The following is a 17,674-nucleotide window of genomic DNA, read 5'->3' as shown; positions in this document are numbered from 1 at the left end:
CCTAGGGTGTGGGGCCACGCCATAACGAGAAGATACGGAGACGGTGTTGTCGATGGCTTCACTCAAGCGAGCGGTACTGGGTGGTCTGGGGGCGGGCGCCCTGCTGACGGCGGTCATGGGGGTCTCGCTGTCGCCTGCCGCCTGGGCCGACCCGGCCGACAACAAGCTGACCGCGGGGGAGACGCTCAAGCCGAACCAGACCGTGAAGTCGGCCAACGGCGAGTACAAGCTGATCCAGCAGACCCAGGGCAACCTCGTCCTGTACGGCCCGGGCAACGAGGCCCTGTGGTCGAGCCCCACCGCGGGCGCCCCGGCGTACGCGACGATGCAGCGCGAGGGCAACCTGGTGATCTACAGCGACACGAACAAGCCGCTGTGGAGCACCAACACGGCCGGCAATCCCGGCGCGTACCTCGCGGTGCAGAATGACGGCAACCTCGTCATCTACTCCGCCGCCAACCAGGCTCTGTGGTCGAGGCAGGGCTACCTCGGCTCGCTGCCCTCCGGCCACACGCTCAAGGCCGGGCAGGGTGTCCAGTCGCGCAACGGCGAGTACCGGCTGATCATGCAGAAGGAGGGCAACCTCGTCCTCTACAACCGGGCGAACAAGCCGCTCTGGACCACGCCGACGGCGGACCAGGCGGGCTCTCGCGCCGTCATGCAGAAGGAAGGGAACCTGGTGATCTACAACGCCGCCAACCAGGCGGTGTGGACCACCAAGACCGCGGGCAACCCCGGCGCCTACCTCGCGGTCCAGAACGAGGGCAACGTCGTGATCTACACCAAGGACAACAAGCCGCTCTGGTCCACCCGGTAACCGGGCAGGCGTGGGCCGCCAGGCGCGGCCCACGCCCGCTCCACCGGGTTTGGCGCGTTTCGCGGAGGTGGGGGCCGGTGGGCACGGGGCCGCGGCCTCGGGCGGGTCAGTTCGGCGGGTCGAACCGGCCGTCGACCGCGGTCCAGCCGCCGTCGACGTAGAGCACCGAGCCCGTGACGAAGCTCGCCGCGTCGGAGGCCAGGTAGACGACCGCCCCCGCCATCTCGGGAGCCTGCGCCCACCGGCCCAGCGCGGACTTGGCGGCATAGGCGTCGTACCAGGACGGGTTGTCCTTGATCTGGCGGGTGAGCGGCGTCTCCACCACGCCGGGGGCCACCGCGTTGACGCGCACGCCGTACGGGCCGAACTCGGCGGCGGCCGTCCTCAGCAGCTGCACCAGGCCCGCCTTCGTCGCCGAGTAGACGCCCTGGCCCGGCTCGGTCACCGACGCCCTGATGGAGGCGAAGCCGACGATCGAGCCCCCGCGGCGCTCCACCATGCCGGCGCCGAACGCGCGGACCACCTCGAACGAGGCCCGCAGGTTGAGATCGACCACCCGCTCGAACTCCTCGGCGGAGTAGTCGAGCAACCGCTTGCGGACGTTCGTGGCGGCGGTGAAGACCAGCACGTCCACCGCGCCGAGCTGCGCGGCGGCGGCGCGCACCGCCGGGCCGTCCAGGACGTCGAGCGGGACGGCCGTGCCGCCGCACAGGCCCGCGGTCTCCTCGGCGGAGGGCAGGTCGCGGTCGGCGCACACCACCTCGGCCCCGTGCGCGGCCAGGGCCAGGGCGGACTCCCTGCCGATGCCGCTCCCCGCGCCGATGACAACCGCCCGCCGCCCGTCCAGCCGGAACAACTGCTCGTAGTCCATGACCGTCACCCTACCCACTGGTCCGACCAGTGCACTAGGTACGCCTTGGCTTCCGCGATGACCTCTCCTTCGCGGACCGTCATAGGCTGCGTGGGTGCTGATCGAGGAACGCGCACCCGGCGACGGTGAACTCCGGTCCCTCCTGGAAGCCGCCTTCGCCGAACTCGTCGCCCGCTACGGACCCGAAGGACGGTCAGGCGTGGACCCGGCGGCCCGCTTCCTGATCGCGGTCGCCGACGGCACGGCGGTGGCGTGCGGAGCCCTCCAGCCGGTCGACGCGGTGACGGCCGAGGTGAAGCGCATGTACATGCGGCCCTCCCACCGAGGGCTCGGAGCGGCCAGGGCGCGGCTCAAGGCGCTGGAGTCCATGGCCGCGGACGCCGGGTACGCGCGCATCCGCCTGACCACCGGCATCAGGCAGCCGGAGGCGATCGCGCTGTACGAGAGCTCCGGGTACGCGCGGATCCCGGCATACGGGAAGTACGCCGACGAGCCGGCCAGCAGGAGCTACGGGAAGGACGTGGGGCGGTAGGTCAGAGCTTGCGGACGTTGGTGGCGCAGAAGTCGAAGCTGTCCTGGCTGCGTTCGACCAGGTCGAACTCGACGGGGTCGCCGGCGTGGAGCACGCGGTAGCCTGCGCCGACGATGTCGCTGAAGTGGGCGAAGGCGTCCTTGCCCGGCGGGAGGTCGGGCGAGGAGATCGCGCCCCAGCCTTTCTCCGGCTTCCAGAACTTGACGGTGCCTCGGGTCATGCAGAGATCATTCCACGTCGGGCCAGATGCACGTCGAGGTGACGCCGATACCGAGGACGTCGCCCTGGGTCCACGACAGGGAAAGGATGAAGTCGTCGGGACGGCTTCGTCCAGAGACGTCAGGTTCTTTGGTCTCGAGCCCGTTCACGTGGGTGACGACGTGGCCTTGTTCTTGCCAGTGGGCTTTCACTTGGTTCGCGACGTCGACGAACCGCTCCTTGGGGATGCCACGAAGGTAGTACCGGCGGTTGACCATGATGCGCTCCGCCGAGCCGCCGTCTGTGGCCCCCACACAGCGCGCATTGTTCAAGCTCGGGAGGAAGAGGTCCAGTTTCGGCTCCGGTTGGATGACGGCGACGGTTGCCCGGATGAGTTGCTCGACACGGGCGACGGCCTGGGCCTCGGTCACGGAGGGTTGGTTCATGGTCTGAATCTCCGAGCATGCGGTCAGGGCGATGACGAGGACTGCGATGATCCGCTTCATCGGTGATTTCCTGGGCGCGTGGTGACCTCGTGCTCTTGTCCCGCGACGATGCGAGCGAGGTTCTTGAGAGAGCTGGAATCCGGGTTCCAGTAGTCGGAGTGGGCTTTGAAGGTCAGGTAGAAGGGGCCGTCTTCGACGTAGAACCGGCGGGCGCCGAAGCTGTCGTCTCCTGGGTCGTTTCCGAAGCGCGCCAGGTCCGCCACCGGGTCTCCCGCAGCCTCTCCCGCCCACACCCTCCCAGGACCGACCCCCAGTTCCTCCGCCCGCCGTACCCCCACCCCGGGGCTGCCGACGAAGACCAGTTCGTCGGCGAACCGCCCGTGCCGCAGGAGGGCCGCCTTGCCGGTCACCAGTGACCCGTAGCTGTGCCCCAGCATCGTGAGTTTCGCCTTTCCCGAAGGGTCGTGGCTGGCTCGCAGCCCGTCCACGAGTGACGCCAGCGCGCGAGCGCCCGTGTCGGCGGCGCCGTCCGTCGCCACGCTCCGGCCGGGGACGGTCAGCTGCCAGTCGATCTGTGGTGCCCGGTAGCCCAGCCAGGCGATGGAGGCGATCTTCGGGCCGGGCGCGAAGTAGTGCGCCTGGTCCCACAGCACCGCGGCCCGGTTCAGGTCCTCGTGGAAGGAGGCGAGCCTGGTGTTCATGCCGGGCACGTACGTCACCACGCGGTCCGCCGTGTCGGGGTCGCCGAAGGAGATCGCGGCCTCCCCGAGGGAGCGGACGTCGAAGGACAGCAGGTAGGCCGGCGGCCGGCCGTTCCTGCCGCCCTGGGCCAGGCCCTGCTCGATGACCTTCACGTGGTCGAGTTCGCGCATCACCCGGTCGAGGACGGCCGGCCACGTGAGCGCGAGGTGCGGGTCGGGCGGGACGGTGGTGAGCAGCGCGGCGAGCCTGGCCTTCTCGGTGGCCAGCAGCGCCCTGTTGGCCCGGTCGCGGACGGTCACGGGCAGCCCGTCGAGGAACCCGGCGGCGGGCAGCGCCTTGAGCACCTGGTCGCGGGCCGTGGTGTCGAGCATGCGCCACCACGCGCTCACCCGGGCCGCGAGCGTCGGGTCGGCCGCCTGCCGCTGCAGGTCGAGCAGCCGGGCGAGGGCGGCGGTGTCGCCCGCGGCGGCACCGTTCAGCAGGCCGGTGGCGGTGGAGGGGGCGTGCCCGCCGTACAGGCCGAAGGCGACCAGGGGCGCGGGCGCGAGCTCGCCGCCGTCGCGCAGGATGAGGGCGAGGCGGCGGCGCAGGTCGCCGGCCTGGGCGGCCGCCCACGCGCCGATGGCGGCGACCTCGGGGGCGCCGAGGCCGGCCGCGGCGCGCGGCAGCTCGTCGGCCGCGATGATCAGGCCGGTGATCAGGCGGCGGAGCTGGGCGGGCTCGACTCCGGCGAACGAGCCGTGGACGGCGCTCACCGCGGTGGCGGGCCGGCTGGGGGAGGGGACGGCGTCGCCTTCTGCCGCGATCCTGCGCAGGGCCGACTCCAGCGCCGCCACGAGGGCGGCGCGCTGCCTGGCGAGGTCGGCGGCGAACGCGGGCGCGCCGCCGCCGACCCAGGCCTGGGCCGCCAGGGCCCGTGCGGGCTCGTCGAGGATCCCGGCGACCTCGGCGGCGTGCCGTACGGCATGCTGAAAGCCCACCATGGCCACACAGAGTAGCCGGGCGGCTACCGGATCAGCTCGCGGATTCCAGCAATGCGGCCGCCCGGGCGCGGTAGTCGGCCACCCCGCGCAGCTTGACGTGCTCGTAGCCGCGGATCACGTCGGGCAGCTCGGCCAGCTGGAGCACCTTCTCCTCCGGCAGGCCCGACGACAGGGCGCGCAGCAGGTCGCCGGTGTACTCCTCGGCGAGGCTCCGCTCGGTGCTGCGCACCTCGCCCAGGCCGAACGGGTCGAGCTTGGTGCCGCGCAGCTTCCGCATGCCGTACAGGGCCTTGAAGGCGGGGTCGAACCACGGGCCGAGGGTGAGCTTGCGCTTGAGCCCGAGCGCGCGCAGCACCGGCGGGTGCAGGTTGTAGGCCACGCGGGTGCCGGGGCCGAACTCTGCGGCGATCCTGGCCCGCTCGGCCGGGTCGAGGTGGAGGCGGGCGACCTCGTACTCGTCCTTGTAGGCCATCAGCTTGTACAGGTGCGTGGCGTAGGCCTCGGTGACCGCGGCGGGCGCCAGGGCGTGCACCTGGCGCACGGCCGCCAGGTAGCGCTGCGCGTAGCGGGGGTTCTGGTAGGCGACCAGGTCGGGCACCCGTACGGCCAGCAGCCGGTGCAGCTCGCTGCCCTCGCCGGCGAAGGCGATTCGCCGCAGCACCTCCGCCGACGGCGCGGCCGGGACCGGGGCGGGGAAGAGGGCGTCCACCGCCGACGGCGCGGCGATGACCGCGCGGCCCCAGTGGAAGGCCGTCGCGGACCTGCCGAGGGCCTTCTCCATCGACGCCAGCGACAGCGGGATGAGGCCGAGCTGCCAGGCCGCGCCCAGCACGATCGTGTTGGCCTGCATGTGGTCGCCGAACAGCGTCTGCGCGAGGCGTTCGGCGTTGAGCGCCACGACCGAGCGGGTGCGCGCCTCCAGCGCGGTCAGCTGCGGCCCGAGGTCGGTGACGTGCGTGGACGGGTCGACGACCATGCCGCCGGTGGGCGACAGGTGCGTGGAGACCACCGCGACCGTGCGCGTGGGGGAGGCGGTGCGAAGGTGCCTGGGGTCGGTCGCGCCGATCACGTCGAGCGCCAGGTAGGCGTCGACGGAGGCGGCGGTGGCCTGGCCCGACCTGTCCTCCTCGCCGTCGAACAGGCGGAGGTCGGAGACGACGGTGCCGCCCTTCTGCGCCAGTCCGGTCTGGTCGAGGCCGCGCGACTGGCGCCCGTCCATCAGGGCGGCCTTGCCGAGCAGCCGGGCGACCGACACCACGCCGGTGCCGCCGATGCCGACCAGCCGGATCGTGGTGTCCTTGGGGTGGATGTCCGGCAGGGGCAGGTCGGGGGGAGTGGGGACGGTCGTGCGCTTCTTGGCGCCCGGAATGATCGTCAGGAACGAGGGGCAGTCACCCTCGACGCACGAGTAGTCCTTGTTGCAGGAGGACTGGTGGATCTCGGTCTTGCGGCCGTACTCCGTCTCGACCGGCAGCACCGACAGGCACTCCGACTTCTGCCCGCAGTCGCCGCACCCTTCGCACACCCGCTGGTTGATCGCCACCCGCTTCACCGGGTCGGGCAGCTCGCCCTTCTTGCGCAGCCGGCGCTTCTCCGCCGCGCACTGCTGGTCGTGGACCAGCACGGTGACGCCCTCGACGGCGGCCAGCTCACGCTGCGCCTGTTCGAGCTCGGCACGGTCGCGCAGCGAGGCGATCGGCGACAGCCGTACGCCCTGGTAGCGGGACGGATCGTCGCTCGTGACGATCACCTTGCGCACACCCTCCAGCTCCAGCCAGTGGGTCAGCGACGCCACCGACAGCGCCGGTGTGATCGTCTGTCCGCCGGTCATGGCGACCGCGCTGTTGTAGAGGATCTTGTAGGTGATGTTGACGCCGGCGCCGACCGCCGCCCTGACGGCCAGCGAGCCGGAGTGGTGGAAGGTGCCGTCGCCGAGGTTCTGGAAGATGTGCCGGGTGCCGGTGAACGGGGCCTGCCCGATCCACTGCGCGCCCTCGCCGCCCATCTGGGTGAGCCCGGCGAGCCGGCCCTTGCCCTCGGGGTTGAGCACGACCATGGTGTGGCAGCCGATGCCCGCCGCCACGACCGAGCCCTCGGGAACGGCGGTGGAGCGGTTGTGCGGGCACCCGGAGCAGAAGAACGGCGTGCGGGTGGGCCCGAGCAGCTTGAGCGGCTCGCGCGGGCGCGGCAGGTCGATGGACAGCCGGTCGGCCAGCACGCGGGCGACCAGGTCGGCGTCGACGCCGCCGTGGTGCGGGACGACCGCCTTGCCGGTGACGGCGGGCGCGTCGGGCGTGCCGTACAGCACGTCCTTGACCAGGCCCTCCAGCAGCGGCGCCTTCTCCTCGACGACGATGATCTCCGACAGGCCCTCGGCGAACTCCCGCACGATCTCCGGTTCCAGCGGCCACAGCATGCCGATCTTCAGCAGCCGGATCTCGTCGGTGAGGCCGAGCTTCCTGCACGCCTCGCGCACGTCGTAGTAGGCGGTGCCGGCGGCGACGACGCCGATCGTGGCGCCCGGCGCGGCGCAGGTGATCTGGTTGAGGCCGTTGGCGCGGGCGTAGGCGCGAGCCAGCTCCAGGCGCGGCCCGACCAGGGTGCGCTCCATGTCCAGCGAGTACGGCGTGAGCAGCGTGGCGTCGGGCGTGTGCCGGTACGGCCTGCCCTGCCACATCACCTCCGGCATGACGGGCTTGACCCGGTCGGGATCGAGGTCGACGGTCGCGGTGGCGTCCACCACGTTGGCCACCGCCTTGATCGCCACCCACAGGCCGCTCGCCCGGGACGCGGCGATCGCGTGCCTGCCGAGGTCGAGCAGCTCCTGGACGGTGCCGGGGAAGATCACCGGCATGCCGAGGGCGGCCAGCGTGCTCTCGGTGGCGCTGGGCAGGGTGGAGGACTTGCAGGTCGGGTCGTCGCCGCAGAGCGCGATCAGCCCGCCCTCGGGGTGCGCGCCGACGAAGTTGCCGTGCCGGAGGGCGTCGGCCGCGCGGTCGACGCCGGGGGCCTTGCCGTACCAGACGCCCAGGACGCCCGTCTTGCGCGGGTCGGGCAGGGAGGGGACCAGCTGGCTGCCCCACACCGCGGTGGCGCCCAGCTCCTCGTTCTGGCCGGGACGGTGGACCACGCCCTCCGGCTTGGTCCTGGCCAGCTCCTGGTCGAAGCCGCCCAGGGGCGATCCCGGGTAGCCGGAGACCATGGCGCCGGTGTCCAGGCCCGCCCTGCGGTCCGCGGCCAGCTGGTCCTCGATCAGCCGCACCAGCGCCTGCGTCCCACTCATGAAGGCGTCGCTCGTCATGCCGTGAGATTATTTCAAGGATCGCGGCAGGTGATGTCAATACTTGCGGTGGTTTACGCCGCGGTTAGCATCTGTGGTCATGGATGCTACGGATCGCGCAATTCTTCGCCTCCTGCAGGAGGACGGTCGGCTCAGCAACATCGAGTTGGCCGACCGGGTACGGCTGACGCCGTCGCCCTGCCTGCGCCGGGTGCGCAACCTGGAGGACAGCGGGGTGATCTCCGGCTACCGCGCGGTGGTGGACCCGCCGTCGGTCGGGCGCGGCTTCCAGGTCCTGGCCTACGTCGAGCTGGAGGGTCAGGACGCCGAGACCGTCACGGCCTTCGAGTCCGCGGTGATGGAGGTGGAGGACGTCGTCGAGTGCCTGCGCATGTTCGGGCGGCCCGACTACGTGCTAAGGGTCGCGGTGGCCGACATGGACGCCTACAGCCGCCTGTGCCTGGAGAAACTCGGTCGGCTGCCCGGGCTCGACAAGCTCACCTCGCAGATCGCGATGAAGGCGCTCAAACCGGGCGGTTCGCTCCCGCTGTGACGCCCCCGCGGGGGACGAGGGGCTGCGAGCGGCGGGGCCAGGCGGCACGGGGAACGGCGCCGGCCTGGCCTCCTCCGATCGTGCGTTCGGTCCATCTCAGCCGCGCAGCACCTCGTCCAGCCTGGCGGCGAACGGCCCGGCCGCCGTGGTGAACCCGGCGTGGTCGCCGGGGAAGACCACCGGCTCGACGCCCAGGGCCTCGGCCAGCGCGATCGCCGTACGGCGGGCCAGCTGCCCGTCGGTGGTCTCGCCGATGCCGACCACGATCCTGGGCCGGCCGGCCCGCAGCGTCTCCACGTCGGGCCGGAAGCGGCTCAGCGGCCTGACCCCGTGCGCCAGGAAGAAGGCGAGGTTGCCGCCCATCCTGCCGAACATCTCCATCTGCTCGGGCGTCGGCGGCTCCTGCGGCGGGGTGGGGGCGTTCTCGCCCATGCCGATGAGCTCCTCGAACCGCTTCATGCCCGCCGGCACCCCCTCGCGGTGGTAGGCCGCCTCGACCTCGAGCATTCCCGCGGTGACCGTGTCGGCGTCGGGCAGCAGCGCGACGCACGGCGGCTCGTGCGCGACCAGCGTGTGGACCAGCGAGGGGTGCCTGGCGGCCAGGTTGAGGGCGATCTGGGCGCCGCCGCTGCTGCCGAGCACGTACGCGGGCGCGCCGCCGAGCGCGGTGAGCAGCGCCGCCGCGTCGTCGCCGTGGACGTCGACGTCCTGGTCGAGGGTGGGGTCGTCGGGAACGCTGCGCGAGTTGCCGCGCGGGTCGTAGGAGACGACCGTGTAGCGGTCGGCGAGCGGGGCGGCGATGGCCGAGAAGATGCCCGCGTCCGCGGGGCCGCCGGGGATCATCAGCAGGATCGGGCCCGAGCCCTGCACCTCGTAGTAGAGCTGCGCGCCGGGCACCTGCAAGGTCTCTGTCTTCGTCATGCGAGGAGCTTCTCACCGACAAATTTTTTTGTCAAGGGCCTCTCGTTGGCCGGGCCCGGCGACCGCGCGGTCTCCGGGGCGCCGGACTGCCGCGACGACCGGGCCGGATCCGTCAAACGTCCGGCAAATCCTCACGCGTCATCGGAAGAGCAGTCGGCGTCGCGTTAAAAACCTGGCTACATCCCACCGGCATGCGCGGCGGTTGAGTTACAGTTCTCCGCTTTCCCCCTCAAAACAGCGCGCCGAGCCGCCCTTACCGCCGGATTGACATGGCGTTGAGGAAGAGGTTGCCTGAAGTATGCCTAGATCGCCGTGGACCGGCGACGGGTCTGCGGTGCCGAAGGCCGGAGAAGTGCGAGCTTGATCTCTGGCGGAGGATGCCTATGGCAATCTACGAGTACCGCTGCGCCGATTGCGGGCGATTCGAGGTGCGGCTGCCGATAGGCACCGCCACGACGACGTGCGACTGCCCCACCTGTCAACGCCCTGCCCAACGGGTCTTCTCCTCGCCGTACCTCAGCCGGGTCGCCCCGGCCGTGGCCGCCGCGCGCGCCAGCGAGGAACGCAGCCAGGAGGCGCCCGAGGTCGTCACGAGCGTGCCACCGGCGCGGCGGCGCAGGTCGCCGCCGCACCCCGCGCTGTCGCGCCTGCCCCGGCCCTGACAACGGAATCAACGCGGACACGCGTGCGTGAACCGCTCACGCGCGCGTACGAACACGGCGGCACCCACCGGGCCGTCCGGCGTGGGTGATGCCGCCACACCACAACACCAGGAGGTGCGTCGCTCATGGGAGCCGTCGGACTGCTCTACGTCGGCGCGGTGCTCTTCATCAACGGACTGATGCTCCTGAAGAAGGTGGAACCGCGCGCGGCAGGCGTCTTCAACCTCTTCGTCGGGACGCTGCAGGTGATAACGCCCACGGTGCTGATCATCACCAGCGGTGGGGACGCGTTGACGATCCTCGGCGCGTCGGGGATCTATCTCTTCGGTTTCACCTACCTCTACGTCGGGATCAACCTGCTCGGCGGGTTCGACTCGACTGGAGTCGGCTACTTCTCGCTGTTCGTGGCCATCATGGCGCTCGGGTACTCGTGGGCGAACTTCCAGCTCCTCGGTGATCCGGCGTTCGGCGTCATCTGGCTCTACTGGTCGTACCTGTGGTTCCTCTTCTTCGTGCTGCTGGGCCTGAAGAACGAGCAGATCACCACGTACACGGGCTGGGTCACGGCGATCGAGGGATGGGTCACGGCGGCGATCCCCGCGTTCATGGTCCTCACCGGCTACTGGCGGAACACCAACGTCATCGCGATCGTCCTCGCCGTTTTCGGCCTGGTGGTCTTCATCGCGCTGTGGCCGCTGACCCGCAAGCGGGAGCCCGCCCCCGCCGAGCCGACGCCGAGCGACCAGCTGGGCGCGGAAGGCAGGCGCCGGCCCCGTTGGACGTGAGACGAGGAGATCCGCAACCGGGAAGGAGGTGATGCCCGCGCCGCCATCGAGTCTCCACCGACACCATCAGCAAGGAAGGCATGCACCATGCCCAATGTCGTCTTCGGCGTCGACCAATCGATGTCCATGCGCGACCAGAAGATCCCCGGGCACAACCGCTGGCACCCGGACATCCCGGTGGCCGACATGGTACGTCCAGGGGACGAGTTCCGAGTCGAGTGCAGGGAATGGACCGACGCCCAGATAGGCAACAACGACTCCGCCAACGACGTACGCGACGTCGACCTGACCGTCGCGCACGTGCTGAGCGGACCCATCGGGGTGGACGGCGCCGAGCCGGGCGACCTGCTGGTCGTCGACATCCTCGACCTCGGCGCCGTGCCACAGCAGGTCGGGGACGCGCCAGGACAGGGATGGGGGTACACCGGCATCTTCGCCAAGGCGAACGGCGGTGGATTCCTGACCGACTACTTCCCTGACGCCTACAAGGCGATCTGGGATTTCCACGGACAGGTCGCCACATCCCGTCACCTGCCAGGTGTCCGCTACACCGGCATCACCCACCCCGGGCTCTTCGGCACCGCGCCATCGGCCGAGCTGCTCGCCGCCTGGAACCGCCGGGAGCAGGCACTCATCGACACCGATCCGGATCGGGTCCCGCCGCTCGGCCTGCCACCGCTGGCCGAGAACGTCATCGCCGGTACGGCGGGCGGCGACGTGGCCCAGCGGGTCGCCAGCGAGGGCGCCCGCACCGTTCCGGCACGGGAGAACGGCGGAAACCACGACATCAAGAACTTCACCCGCGGGGCCAGGGTCTTCTACCCCGTGCACGTGAAGGACGCGAAGCTCTCCGGAGGTGACCTGCACTTCAGTCAGGGCGACGGCGAGATCACCTTCTGCGGGGCGATCGAGATGGGCGGTTACATCGACTTCCACGTCGACCTCATCAAGGGCGGCATGGAGAAGTACGGTGTCACCACCAACCCGCTCTTCATGCCCGGCAACGTCGAGCCTCGCTACTCGGAGTTCCTGTCGTTCATCGGGATCTCCGTCGACCACGACACCGACACCAACTACTACCTCGACGCGACGGTGGCCTACCGCAGAGCATGCCTCAACGCCGTCGAGTACCTCAAGAGGTGGGGCTACTCCGGAGAGCAGGCCTACCTGCTCCTCGGCTCGGCGCCGATCGAGGGGCGTGTCAGCGGCATCGTCGACATTCCCAACGCTTGCTGCTCGCTCTACCTGCCCACGGCGATCTTCGACTTCGACGTCCGTCCGAACCCGGAGGGGCCCGTCAGGAAGGAACGCGGGCAGTGCGCGGTGACGAGCTGACCGCCACCGAGGGCCGGACGGCCCTCGCGGACAGGAACGGCCGCCGCGCGATCCTTGATCGGTGAGGAGGAGCAACACGGAGCGCGCGGCGGCCGTGATCGCGCCATTTCCGGCTATTGACCGGCCTGCCGGTTTATTAAAGTTTTGGTCTGTTTATCGGTATCTTGGGTTTCCTGGGTGATTCGGGGTCAAGCGCCTTCCGTGCCAGGTCGGAGGCGCTTTCGCGGTGTGTCGCGATCATTCTGTCGACAGTCAAACCGGCCGACCAAGTACGAAGAATGCGCAAAAATCCGGTTATTCTCGCGTGTAGTCCGCAACCCCAGCCAACTCCCGGCCACGAGTACGCGCCGGCCACGTCGAAGGGTTGATTCATGAACAATGACGCCGTGTGGGTCCGTAGCGTGACGGGCATCCAGTTGCACCACACCACGGACCTCCAGGACGCCAGCCGATTCCTGGGCAACGCGGTGATGGCGCTGCGAGCCGCGCACGTACGAACGGGCGACGGCCGGTACTTCGACCTCGCCGACCAGCTCAAGGTCATGGTGGCCGAGGCGCGCACGCTGGAGGGCCAGGCCAGGGAGCGCATGCAGGCGCTGCACTCCGCCGACCCCCAGCAGTTCGTCCGCTGCCGCGAGGGCGAGGAGCCCTGGCCCGACGAGATCCAGGCGGGCTTCGTGCCCCGCCACACCTGCAACGATCGGTGCCTCTACCACGATCACGACGTGCTGGACGCCATCATGCAGTGCATCTGCGCCCGTCCCCCGTGCCGGGCCTGCGCCATCGCCGGCGCCCCGTGACGCGAGCGGTACGGCTCGTCACCCGGCACACCCCTGCGCGGTGAACCTTCTGCGCCCGGCGTGCGAAGGTCCCTGAGCGCCACGGTGGACAGGCGCGGACTTGACCCGATCCGTCAGTAAATTCGGACTTGACGGAGTGTGGGCAGGTATGGTCGGCTCTTACCTTTCGTGATCAGTCGGCCACATATCCGGGGGAAAGCCAGTCATGCCGCGGCTGTCCTGTGTCCTGCTCGTCTGCGCGCTGGTCGCCGGCGTGCCCACGGCGGCGCACGCCGTACCCGTGACCGGGCGAGCACCGGCCGGTGCGGCGGAGGCCGGATGGCGCGCCGCCGCCGAGGACGGCAGGCCGCGGATCGAGCCGGTACCCCGGGTGCGGGTCCCGGCGGCGGCACAGGCAGGGACGGCGCGCAGGCCCTCCCTGGCGGCAGGGGCCGGAGCCGAACGGCCCCAGGGCCCGGGCGAGCCGGCCGTGACGATCCCCGCAGGCCCTACGCTGGTCGACCAGGTGATCGCCGAGGCCGGCAAGCGGATGTCGGGGCCGGCCCCCTCACCCGAGCTCGTCCTGCCCGCCGCCGAGCCGGGCGGACTGACCCTGCTGCCGGTCCCGAAGGGCCGCAGGCTCCCGCTGCCGCCCGAGATCCGCCTCCCCGTGGTGGGAGAGGGGCTGCCGGTGGCCACGTTCAAGCTGTGCGCGTCCAGTGCCGCGCTGCCCGCCGCGTGCTCATCCGCGCGGCCGGTGGCCACGCCCGTCCAGGCGGACGTCACCGGCGACGGCATGCCCGACCTGCTCGCCACGCTGGTGCCGCAGCAGGCCGAGGGTGAGCGGGCCGGCATCGGCTTCGGCGTCGTCCAGCTCGGCGGCCCCGTCAAGGCGCAGGTGTGGGCGGAGTACGCGGTCGGTTCCGGCACGGTGGTGAAGGTCGGCTTCGACGGCTACCGCAGGGGCACCGCGCTGGCGGGCCGCGACTGGGGCGTCTTCACCGTCGACCTGCCCGCGCTCGCGGCCGGGCGCGTCGACGTGCGGGCGACCGTACGGCGCAGCGCCCCCGGATCCTCCGCCGCCACCATCGCGGGACTGGAGGGCAAGGCCGTGGTCAGCCTGCGCCAGACGCCTGCCACCGAACGCTTCAGCGCCCACGCCAGGCTCGACGGCGGCCGCAGCGCGCTGACCGCCACCGCCTCGGCGCCCGCCGAGCTCGACGCCCTCGTGGTCGCGGAGCGGCGCCGGTTCACCCAGGTGACGGTGGACCGGATGGGCACCCGGCTGACCGCCGAGCTGACCAGGCCCGGTGCCGTCCACTTCGCCGGCACCGCGCCCATCGCCAGGGCGAGCTTCCACGACTACGTGTTCAGCGACGGCAGGCTGTCCAGGGCCGCCGGGCTGTCGATCACCCGGCTGCCGCGCGAGTTCCGCGCCACCGCCACACCCCAGGGGCTGTCGGTCACCTCCGGCGCGCCCCGGGCCAAGGCCGCCGACCTGAGCTTCTACGACGCCGCCAGGGACCAGACGGTCGTCAGCGCGCGCCTGACCGGACTCCCGGCGACCATGACCGTCGAGCACGACGCCGCCGCCAACCGGATCGTCCACACCGCCAGCTCGCCCATGGGTCAGCTGACACTGCTGCTCCAGCGCGGGCAGGGCGCGATCGCCGCCCTGCCCGGCGACCATGTCACCATGATCAAGGACGGTGGCCGGCTGGGGGTCTCGGGCAGGCTGGCCGGGGTGGCGGGCTTCGACGCCACGTACGGCGCCGCGCCGCGCGTCCGGCTCGAGCTGGGGTCGGGCGGCAGGCCGTTCACCGGGGCGGCCGACATCGACGGGACGCACCTGGCCAGGCTGGAGATCTCCAACACGCCCGCGAAGGTGACCGCGGACCTGGATCCCGGCGCCCGCACGGCCCGCTACACCGCGCGCGGGACCATCGAACGGCTGCGCGCCGCCTACGCCAACCGGAAGACGGGTCTGAGCGTCGACGCGAGCGTGCGCGGAGTCAGAGGGCGCGTCAAGGCGTCGTGGGCGCTCGGCCCGACGACGACCGTGGAGGTGGCCGCCCCCGGCAGGCTCGGCCGGATCGACCTGCACGCGGGCGCGCCGCAGGGGGTGGTGCGGGCGAGCGTGAAGGGGGTGCGCGGGCACCTCACCGCGGTGGCCGACACGGTGGGCAGGCGGCTGGAGTGGACCGCCGACGCGCCTGTCGCCTCGGTCGTGGCGTCGGCGAGGGCGGGGGAGCTGCGCGCCGGTTTCACCGTCACGGGGGTACCCGCCCGCTGGGCGGCCACCTGGGCCCTCCCTGGCACCGCGCCCTCACCTGCATCCGCGCCCTCACCTGGAACCGCGCCCTCGCCTGGCATCCAGCCTTCCGTCACTCCGGCCGTCACCGCCACCCCGGCGGCCACCGCCACCCCGGCAGTCACCAGCACCCCGGCCGCTACCGGCACCCCCGCCGCCACCCAGGTGAGCTTCCGGGGGCTGTCCGGCCCCATCGGCTCGGCGACGATCGCCGTCGCCAACCACGCCGTCGCCACCGCGCCCATCGGCCCGCACCTGGCCGCCCACCACGACGCCGGCACCGGCAGGTTCGACGCCAGCGTCCGCCTCGACGGCCTGAGCAGGGCCGACCTCGCAGGGAACGCGACCGGCACCGGGTTCACCGCCGACGTGCAGGCCGCCCGCCGTCCCCTCGCCGTGGACGCCGACCTGCGCACCGCCACGGGAGACCGCTTCGGGGCCGCGGCCACGCTCGGCCCCGCCCCCGGCCGGATCGCGATCTCCAGCGCGAACGGCCGGCTGACCTACGACGCCTCCACCGTCAACCTGACCGGCCAGGTGTGGCTCGGCAACGCCGCCGCCGTCCCCGACGCGCCACACGTCAAGGGCGGGATCTCGCTCGTCGACGGCGGCACCCCCGCGCGGCCCGGCCTGCGGGCCCACGTCGACCTCGAGGGACTCCCTGGCACGGTGGACGTCGACCTGGCCAGGAAGACCTTCACCTTCTCCGGCTTCCACCCAGCGGGCCGCAGACTGGCCCTCTACCTCGACAGCCGCGTGCTGGCCCCGGTCCCGATCAGGGCCAGCGCCACCCTCACCGGGCTGCCGTCCGCGGTCACCCGCATGACCGTCGGCCCGTTCGCCCTGCAGGGGCAGTCCGTCACGGCCGGCTACGCCGTCGAACCCGCCGCCACGCTCGGCAGCCTGGAGGTTCGCGCCGAGGCCGACCAGGGCAGGCTGCGCGGACGGGTGCTCGTCGACCCCGTGCCCGCCGCGGTCTCGGTCACCGGCGCGTACGGCGGCCGCACCAGGATCCGGGTGCGCAACTCCGCCCCGGTGGAGCGCCTGGAGGCGGCCGTGACGTCGGGCGCGGCGACGGGATCGCTGCGGTTCACGGACGTCCCCTCGGTCTTCGGCCTCGACGCCGACACCAACGCCTCGGCCCTGCGGCTGCCCACGCTCACCTACAAGGCCGACGCCGGCACCCTCGACGGGCTGCTCGCCGTCCAGGCGGGACTGATCGAGAAGGTCTACCGGCCGTCGCGGGGCCGTGTGCTCGACACCGTCCTGGAGGTCGGCGACCTGGCCGCCGACACCACCGCCAGGATCAACCCCGACCTGTCCATCGACCTGGCCTCCAAGCCATCGCCCACCCGGTTGCTGCGCGCCCGCACGGGGCTGGAGCTGGAGCCCGTGCCGGCGCGGAAGGTCTCGGCCCGCAAGGACGTGCCGTACGCGGGCGGCTTCCTCGCCTACCGGCTCGACGGCCGGTTCGGGCTCGGTCCGAGCAGGATCGACGAGGTGACGATCGCCGTGCACGCGATGTCGTGGCTGCGGATCCGTCCCGGCAAGGTGCCTTTCGGGGCGGCGGCGCCGGCGGCCTTCGGGTTCGTCTCGCCCGGGTTCGAGGGCGGCTACGACCGGCTCGACCTGCGGGCACGCGGGGTGGACCTGCGGCCCGACGTCCGGCTGGACGTCAAGGTCACCCGGAGCGTCGGCGCCGACGTGTTCGCCGAGCGGGTGCGGATGGGCAGGGCCACCTCGCTGCGGCTGCGCCGCTACGACCAGCGGATGCGGCCCATCAGCTCCAGGCAGGCGATCACGGCGGGCAGCGTGCCGCTGGCGTGCGTGACGGTCGGCACCAAGCCGGGCGTCGTGCCCGTCCGGCGGGGCGACACGCTGACGCTGCGCGGGGCGGAAGGGCCGCAGATGGTCTCGCTGCTCGACCCGGGCGGCCAGGTGCCCGGGTACGCGATCGACCTGCTCACCCACTTCATGTCGCCGTTCCCCGGGGCGGAGTGGAAGGTCTCCTCGGTCGAGGCGGGCCGCTGCGACTAGGCCGGGCGTCCGGGCGGGCTGCGGGCATCTATGAAGGGACACCGCACCCGTACGGAGGAACCCATGATCGCCCGGATCTGGCACGGCGCCACCCCGATCGAGAAGTCAGCCGACTACCTGAGACTGATGCGGGAGGTCGCGATCCCCGACTACCGGTCGACGCCGGGCTGCCGGGGCGCCTACGTGTTGCGTCGTGAGGAGGGCGACGTCGCCCACTTCATCACGCTCACCTTCTGGGACAGCGAGGAGTCGGTCGCCGCGTTCGCGGGCGACGACGTCACCGTCGCCAAGTACTACGACTTCGACGCCGACTACCTGCTGGAGCAGGAGCCTCGGGTGACCCACCACGACCTGTACGACCGGTGAAGCCGCCGCTGCCGGCCAGCTGGCACCGGGGCGCCGCCGGCTGGCTGCCGGCCGCCGCGCAGCCTCGAAAAGTTGAGGGGTGAGGCTCACAAGCGT

15 protein-coding genes are annotated in these 17,674 nt (G+C 71.7%); 9 read left to right on the top strand and 6 right to left on the bottom strand.

All coding sequences use genetic code 11. The features are described from left to right. Positions 1-52 precede the first annotated feature (52 nt). Positions 53-817 (top strand): hypothetical protein, encoded by a 765-nt coding sequence (locus tag ACWEVS_RS09175; RefSeq protein WP_449922683.1) that lies wholly within the window; start codon positions 53-55, stop codon positions 815-817. 106 nt (positions 818-923) lie between these two features. Here the strand turns inward: ACWEVS_RS09175 and ACWEVS_RS09170 are convergent, their stop codons facing one another. After that, positions 924-1,688, bottom strand: a complete 765-nt coding sequence (locus tag ACWEVS_RS09170) for an SDR family NAD(P)-dependent oxidoreductase (protein WP_452550733.1) — start codon at positions 1,686-1,688, stop codon at positions 924-926. 94 nt (positions 1,689-1,782) lie between these two features. On the opposite strand from ACWEVS_RS09170, the gene ACWEVS_RS09165 reads away from it, so the two are divergent. Next, positions 1,783-2,220 (top strand): GNAT family N-acetyltransferase, encoded by a 438-nt coding sequence (locus ACWEVS_RS09165; protein WP_452550731.1) that lies wholly within the window; start codon positions 1,783-1,785, stop codon positions 2,218-2,220. A gap of 1 nt (position 2,221) precedes the next feature. Here ACWEVS_RS09165 and ACWEVS_RS09160 read toward each other — a convergent pair whose 3' ends face one another. Genes ACWEVS_RS09160 through ACWEVS_RS09145 form a run of 4 tightly spaced genes read right to left on the bottom strand, consistent with a single transcriptional unit; the run spans position 2,222 to position 7,850 of the window. After that, positions 2,222-2,440, bottom strand: a complete 219-nt coding sequence (locus ACWEVS_RS09160; protein ID WP_449922677.1) for a cold-shock protein — start codon at positions 2,438-2,440, stop codon at positions 2,222-2,224. A 7-nt stretch (positions 2,441-2,447) separates the two neighbouring features. Beyond that, entirely contained in the window at positions 2,448-2,924 is a 477-nt protein-coding gene (locus tag ACWEVS_RS09155) for a hypothetical protein (RefSeq protein ID WP_452550730.1), read from the bottom strand. Beyond that, the gene (locus tag ACWEVS_RS09150) at positions 2,921-4,549 is read right to left on the bottom strand and encodes an alpha/beta hydrolase (RefSeq protein WP_452550728.1); all 1,629 of its coding nucleotides are present in this window, start codon (positions 4,547-4,549) and stop codon (positions 2,921-2,923) included. Before ACWEVS_RS09150 ends, ACWEVS_RS09155 begins: the two co-directional genes overlap by 4 nt. 31 nt (positions 4,550-4,580) lie before the next feature. Continuing rightward, positions 4,581-7,850 carry an indolepyruvate ferredoxin oxidoreductase family protein gene (locus ACWEVS_RS09145; RefSeq protein ID WP_452550726.1) on the bottom strand — a complete coding sequence of 1,090 codons (3,270 nt, stop codon included), beginning with the start codon at positions 7,848-7,850 and terminating at the stop codon, positions 4,581-4,583. A 79-nt stretch (positions 7,851-7,929) separates the two neighbouring features. Between ACWEVS_RS09145 and ACWEVS_RS09140 the strand changes: the two genes are divergently transcribed. Continuing rightward, positions 7,930-8,382: an Lrp/AsnC family transcriptional regulator gene (locus tag ACWEVS_RS09140; RefSeq protein ID WP_452550724.1), complete on the top strand. Its 453-nt coding sequence runs from the start codon at positions 7,930-7,932 to the stop codon at positions 8,380-8,382. Between the two features lie 96 nt (positions 8,383-8,478). On the opposite strand, the gene ACWEVS_RS09135 is transcribed toward ACWEVS_RS09140, so the two are convergent. Beyond that, the gene (locus ACWEVS_RS09135; RefSeq protein WP_452550723.1) at positions 8,479-9,303 is read right to left on the bottom strand and encodes an alpha/beta fold hydrolase; all 825 of its coding nucleotides are present in this window, start codon (positions 9,301-9,303) and stop codon (positions 8,479-8,481) included. A 383-nt stretch (positions 9,304-9,686) separates the two neighbouring features. On the opposite strand from ACWEVS_RS09135, the gene ACWEVS_RS09130 reads away from it, so the two are divergent. The 6 genes from ACWEVS_RS09130 (at position 9,687) to ACWEVS_RS09105 (ending at position 17,578) form a co-directional block, all read left to right on the top strand. Next, entirely contained in the window at positions 9,687-9,965 is a 279-nt protein-coding gene (locus ACWEVS_RS09130; protein ID WP_354913371.1) for an FmdB family zinc ribbon protein, read from the top strand. Between the two features lie 125 nt (positions 9,966-10,090). Next, positions 10,091-10,750, top strand: a complete 660-nt coding sequence (locus tag ACWEVS_RS09125) for an AmiS/UreI family transporter (protein ID WP_449922668.1) — start codon at positions 10,091-10,093, stop codon at positions 10,748-10,750. An 87-nt stretch (positions 10,751-10,837) separates the two neighbouring features. Then, positions 10,838-12,085: a formamidase gene (gene fmdA, locus ACWEVS_RS09120; RefSeq protein ID WP_354913368.1), complete on the top strand. Its 1,248-nt coding sequence runs from the start codon at positions 10,838-10,840 to the stop codon at positions 12,083-12,085. A 371-nt stretch (positions 12,086-12,456) separates the two neighbouring features. Then, positions 12,457-12,885 carry a hypothetical protein gene (locus ACWEVS_RS09115; RefSeq protein ID WP_354913367.1) on the top strand — a complete coding sequence of 143 codons (429 nt, stop codon included), beginning with the start codon at positions 12,457-12,459 and terminating at the stop codon, positions 12,883-12,885. Between the two features lie 205 nt (positions 12,886-13,090). Continuing rightward, on the top strand, positions 13,091-17,212 hold the full coding sequence (locus tag ACWEVS_RS09110; RefSeq protein ID WP_452550721.1) for a hypothetical protein: 4,122 nt from the start codon (positions 13,091-13,093) through the stop codon (positions 17,210-17,212). A 63-nt stretch (positions 17,213-17,275) separates the two neighbouring features. Further along, positions 17,276-17,578: an antibiotic biosynthesis monooxygenase family protein gene (locus tag ACWEVS_RS09105; RefSeq protein ID WP_354913363.1), complete on the top strand. Its 303-nt coding sequence runs from the start codon at positions 17,276-17,278 to the stop codon at positions 17,576-17,578. Positions 17,579-17,674 lie beyond the last annotated feature (96 nt).

This window comes from Nonomuraea sp. NPDC003754, assembly GCF_053605785.1.
The sequence above is the reverse complement of the archived record's forward strand: the minus strand, read 5'-3'. Positions and strand labels throughout refer to the sequence as shown.

Excerpts from the sequence above, each read along its gene's own strand:
- ACWEVS_RS09145 (WP_452550726.1), bottom strand. The coding sequence starts at position 7,850 with ATGACGAGCGACGCCTTCATGAGTGGGACGCAGGCGCTGGTGCGGCTG.
- fmdA (WP_354913368.1), top strand. The coding sequence starts at position 10,838 with ATGCCCAATGTCGTCTTCGGCGTCGACCAATCGATGTCCATGCGCGAC.
- ACWEVS_RS09155 (WP_452550730.1), bottom strand. The coding sequence starts at position 2,924 with ATGAAGCGGATCATCGCAGTCCTCGTCATCGCCCTGACCGCATGCTCG.
- ACWEVS_RS09130 (WP_354913371.1), top strand. The coding sequence starts at position 9,687 with ATGGCAATCTACGAGTACCGCTGCGCCGATTGCGGGCGATTCGAGGTG.
- ACWEVS_RS09160 (WP_449922677.1), bottom strand. The coding sequence starts at position 2,440 with ATGACCCGAGGCACCGTCAAGTTCTGGAAGCCGGAGAAAGGCTGGGGC.
- ACWEVS_RS09105 (WP_354913363.1), top strand. The coding sequence starts at position 17,276 with ATGATCGCCCGGATCTGGCACGGCGCCACCCCGATCGAGAAGTCAGCC.
- ACWEVS_RS09140 (WP_452550724.1), top strand. The coding sequence starts at position 7,930 with ATGGATGCTACGGATCGCGCAATTCTTCGCCTCCTGCAGGAGGACGGT.
- ACWEVS_RS09125 (WP_449922668.1), top strand. The coding sequence starts at position 10,091 with ATGGGAGCCGTCGGACTGCTCTACGTCGGCGCGGTGCTCTTCATCAAC.
- ACWEVS_RS09135 (WP_452550723.1), bottom strand. The coding sequence starts at position 9,303 with ATGACGAAGACAGAGACCTTGCAGGTGCCCGGCGCGCAGCTCTACTAC.
- ACWEVS_RS09115 (WP_354913367.1), top strand. The coding sequence starts at position 12,457 with ATGAACAATGACGCCGTGTGGGTCCGTAGCGTGACGGGCATCCAGTTG.
- ACWEVS_RS09150 (WP_452550728.1), bottom strand. The coding sequence starts at position 4,549 with ATGGTGGGCTTTCAGCATGCCGTACGGCACGCCGCCGAGGTCGCCGGG.
- ACWEVS_RS09170 (WP_452550733.1), bottom strand. The coding sequence starts at position 1,688 with ATGGACTACGAGCAGTTGTTCCGGCTGGACGGGCGGCGGGCGGTTGTC.
- ACWEVS_RS09110 (WP_452550721.1), top strand. The coding sequence starts at position 13,091 with ATGCCGCGGCTGTCCTGTGTCCTGCTCGTCTGCGCGCTGGTCGCCGGC.
- ACWEVS_RS09175 (WP_449922683.1), top strand. The coding sequence starts at position 53 with ATGGCTTCACTCAAGCGAGCGGTACTGGGTGGTCTGGGGGCGGGCGCC.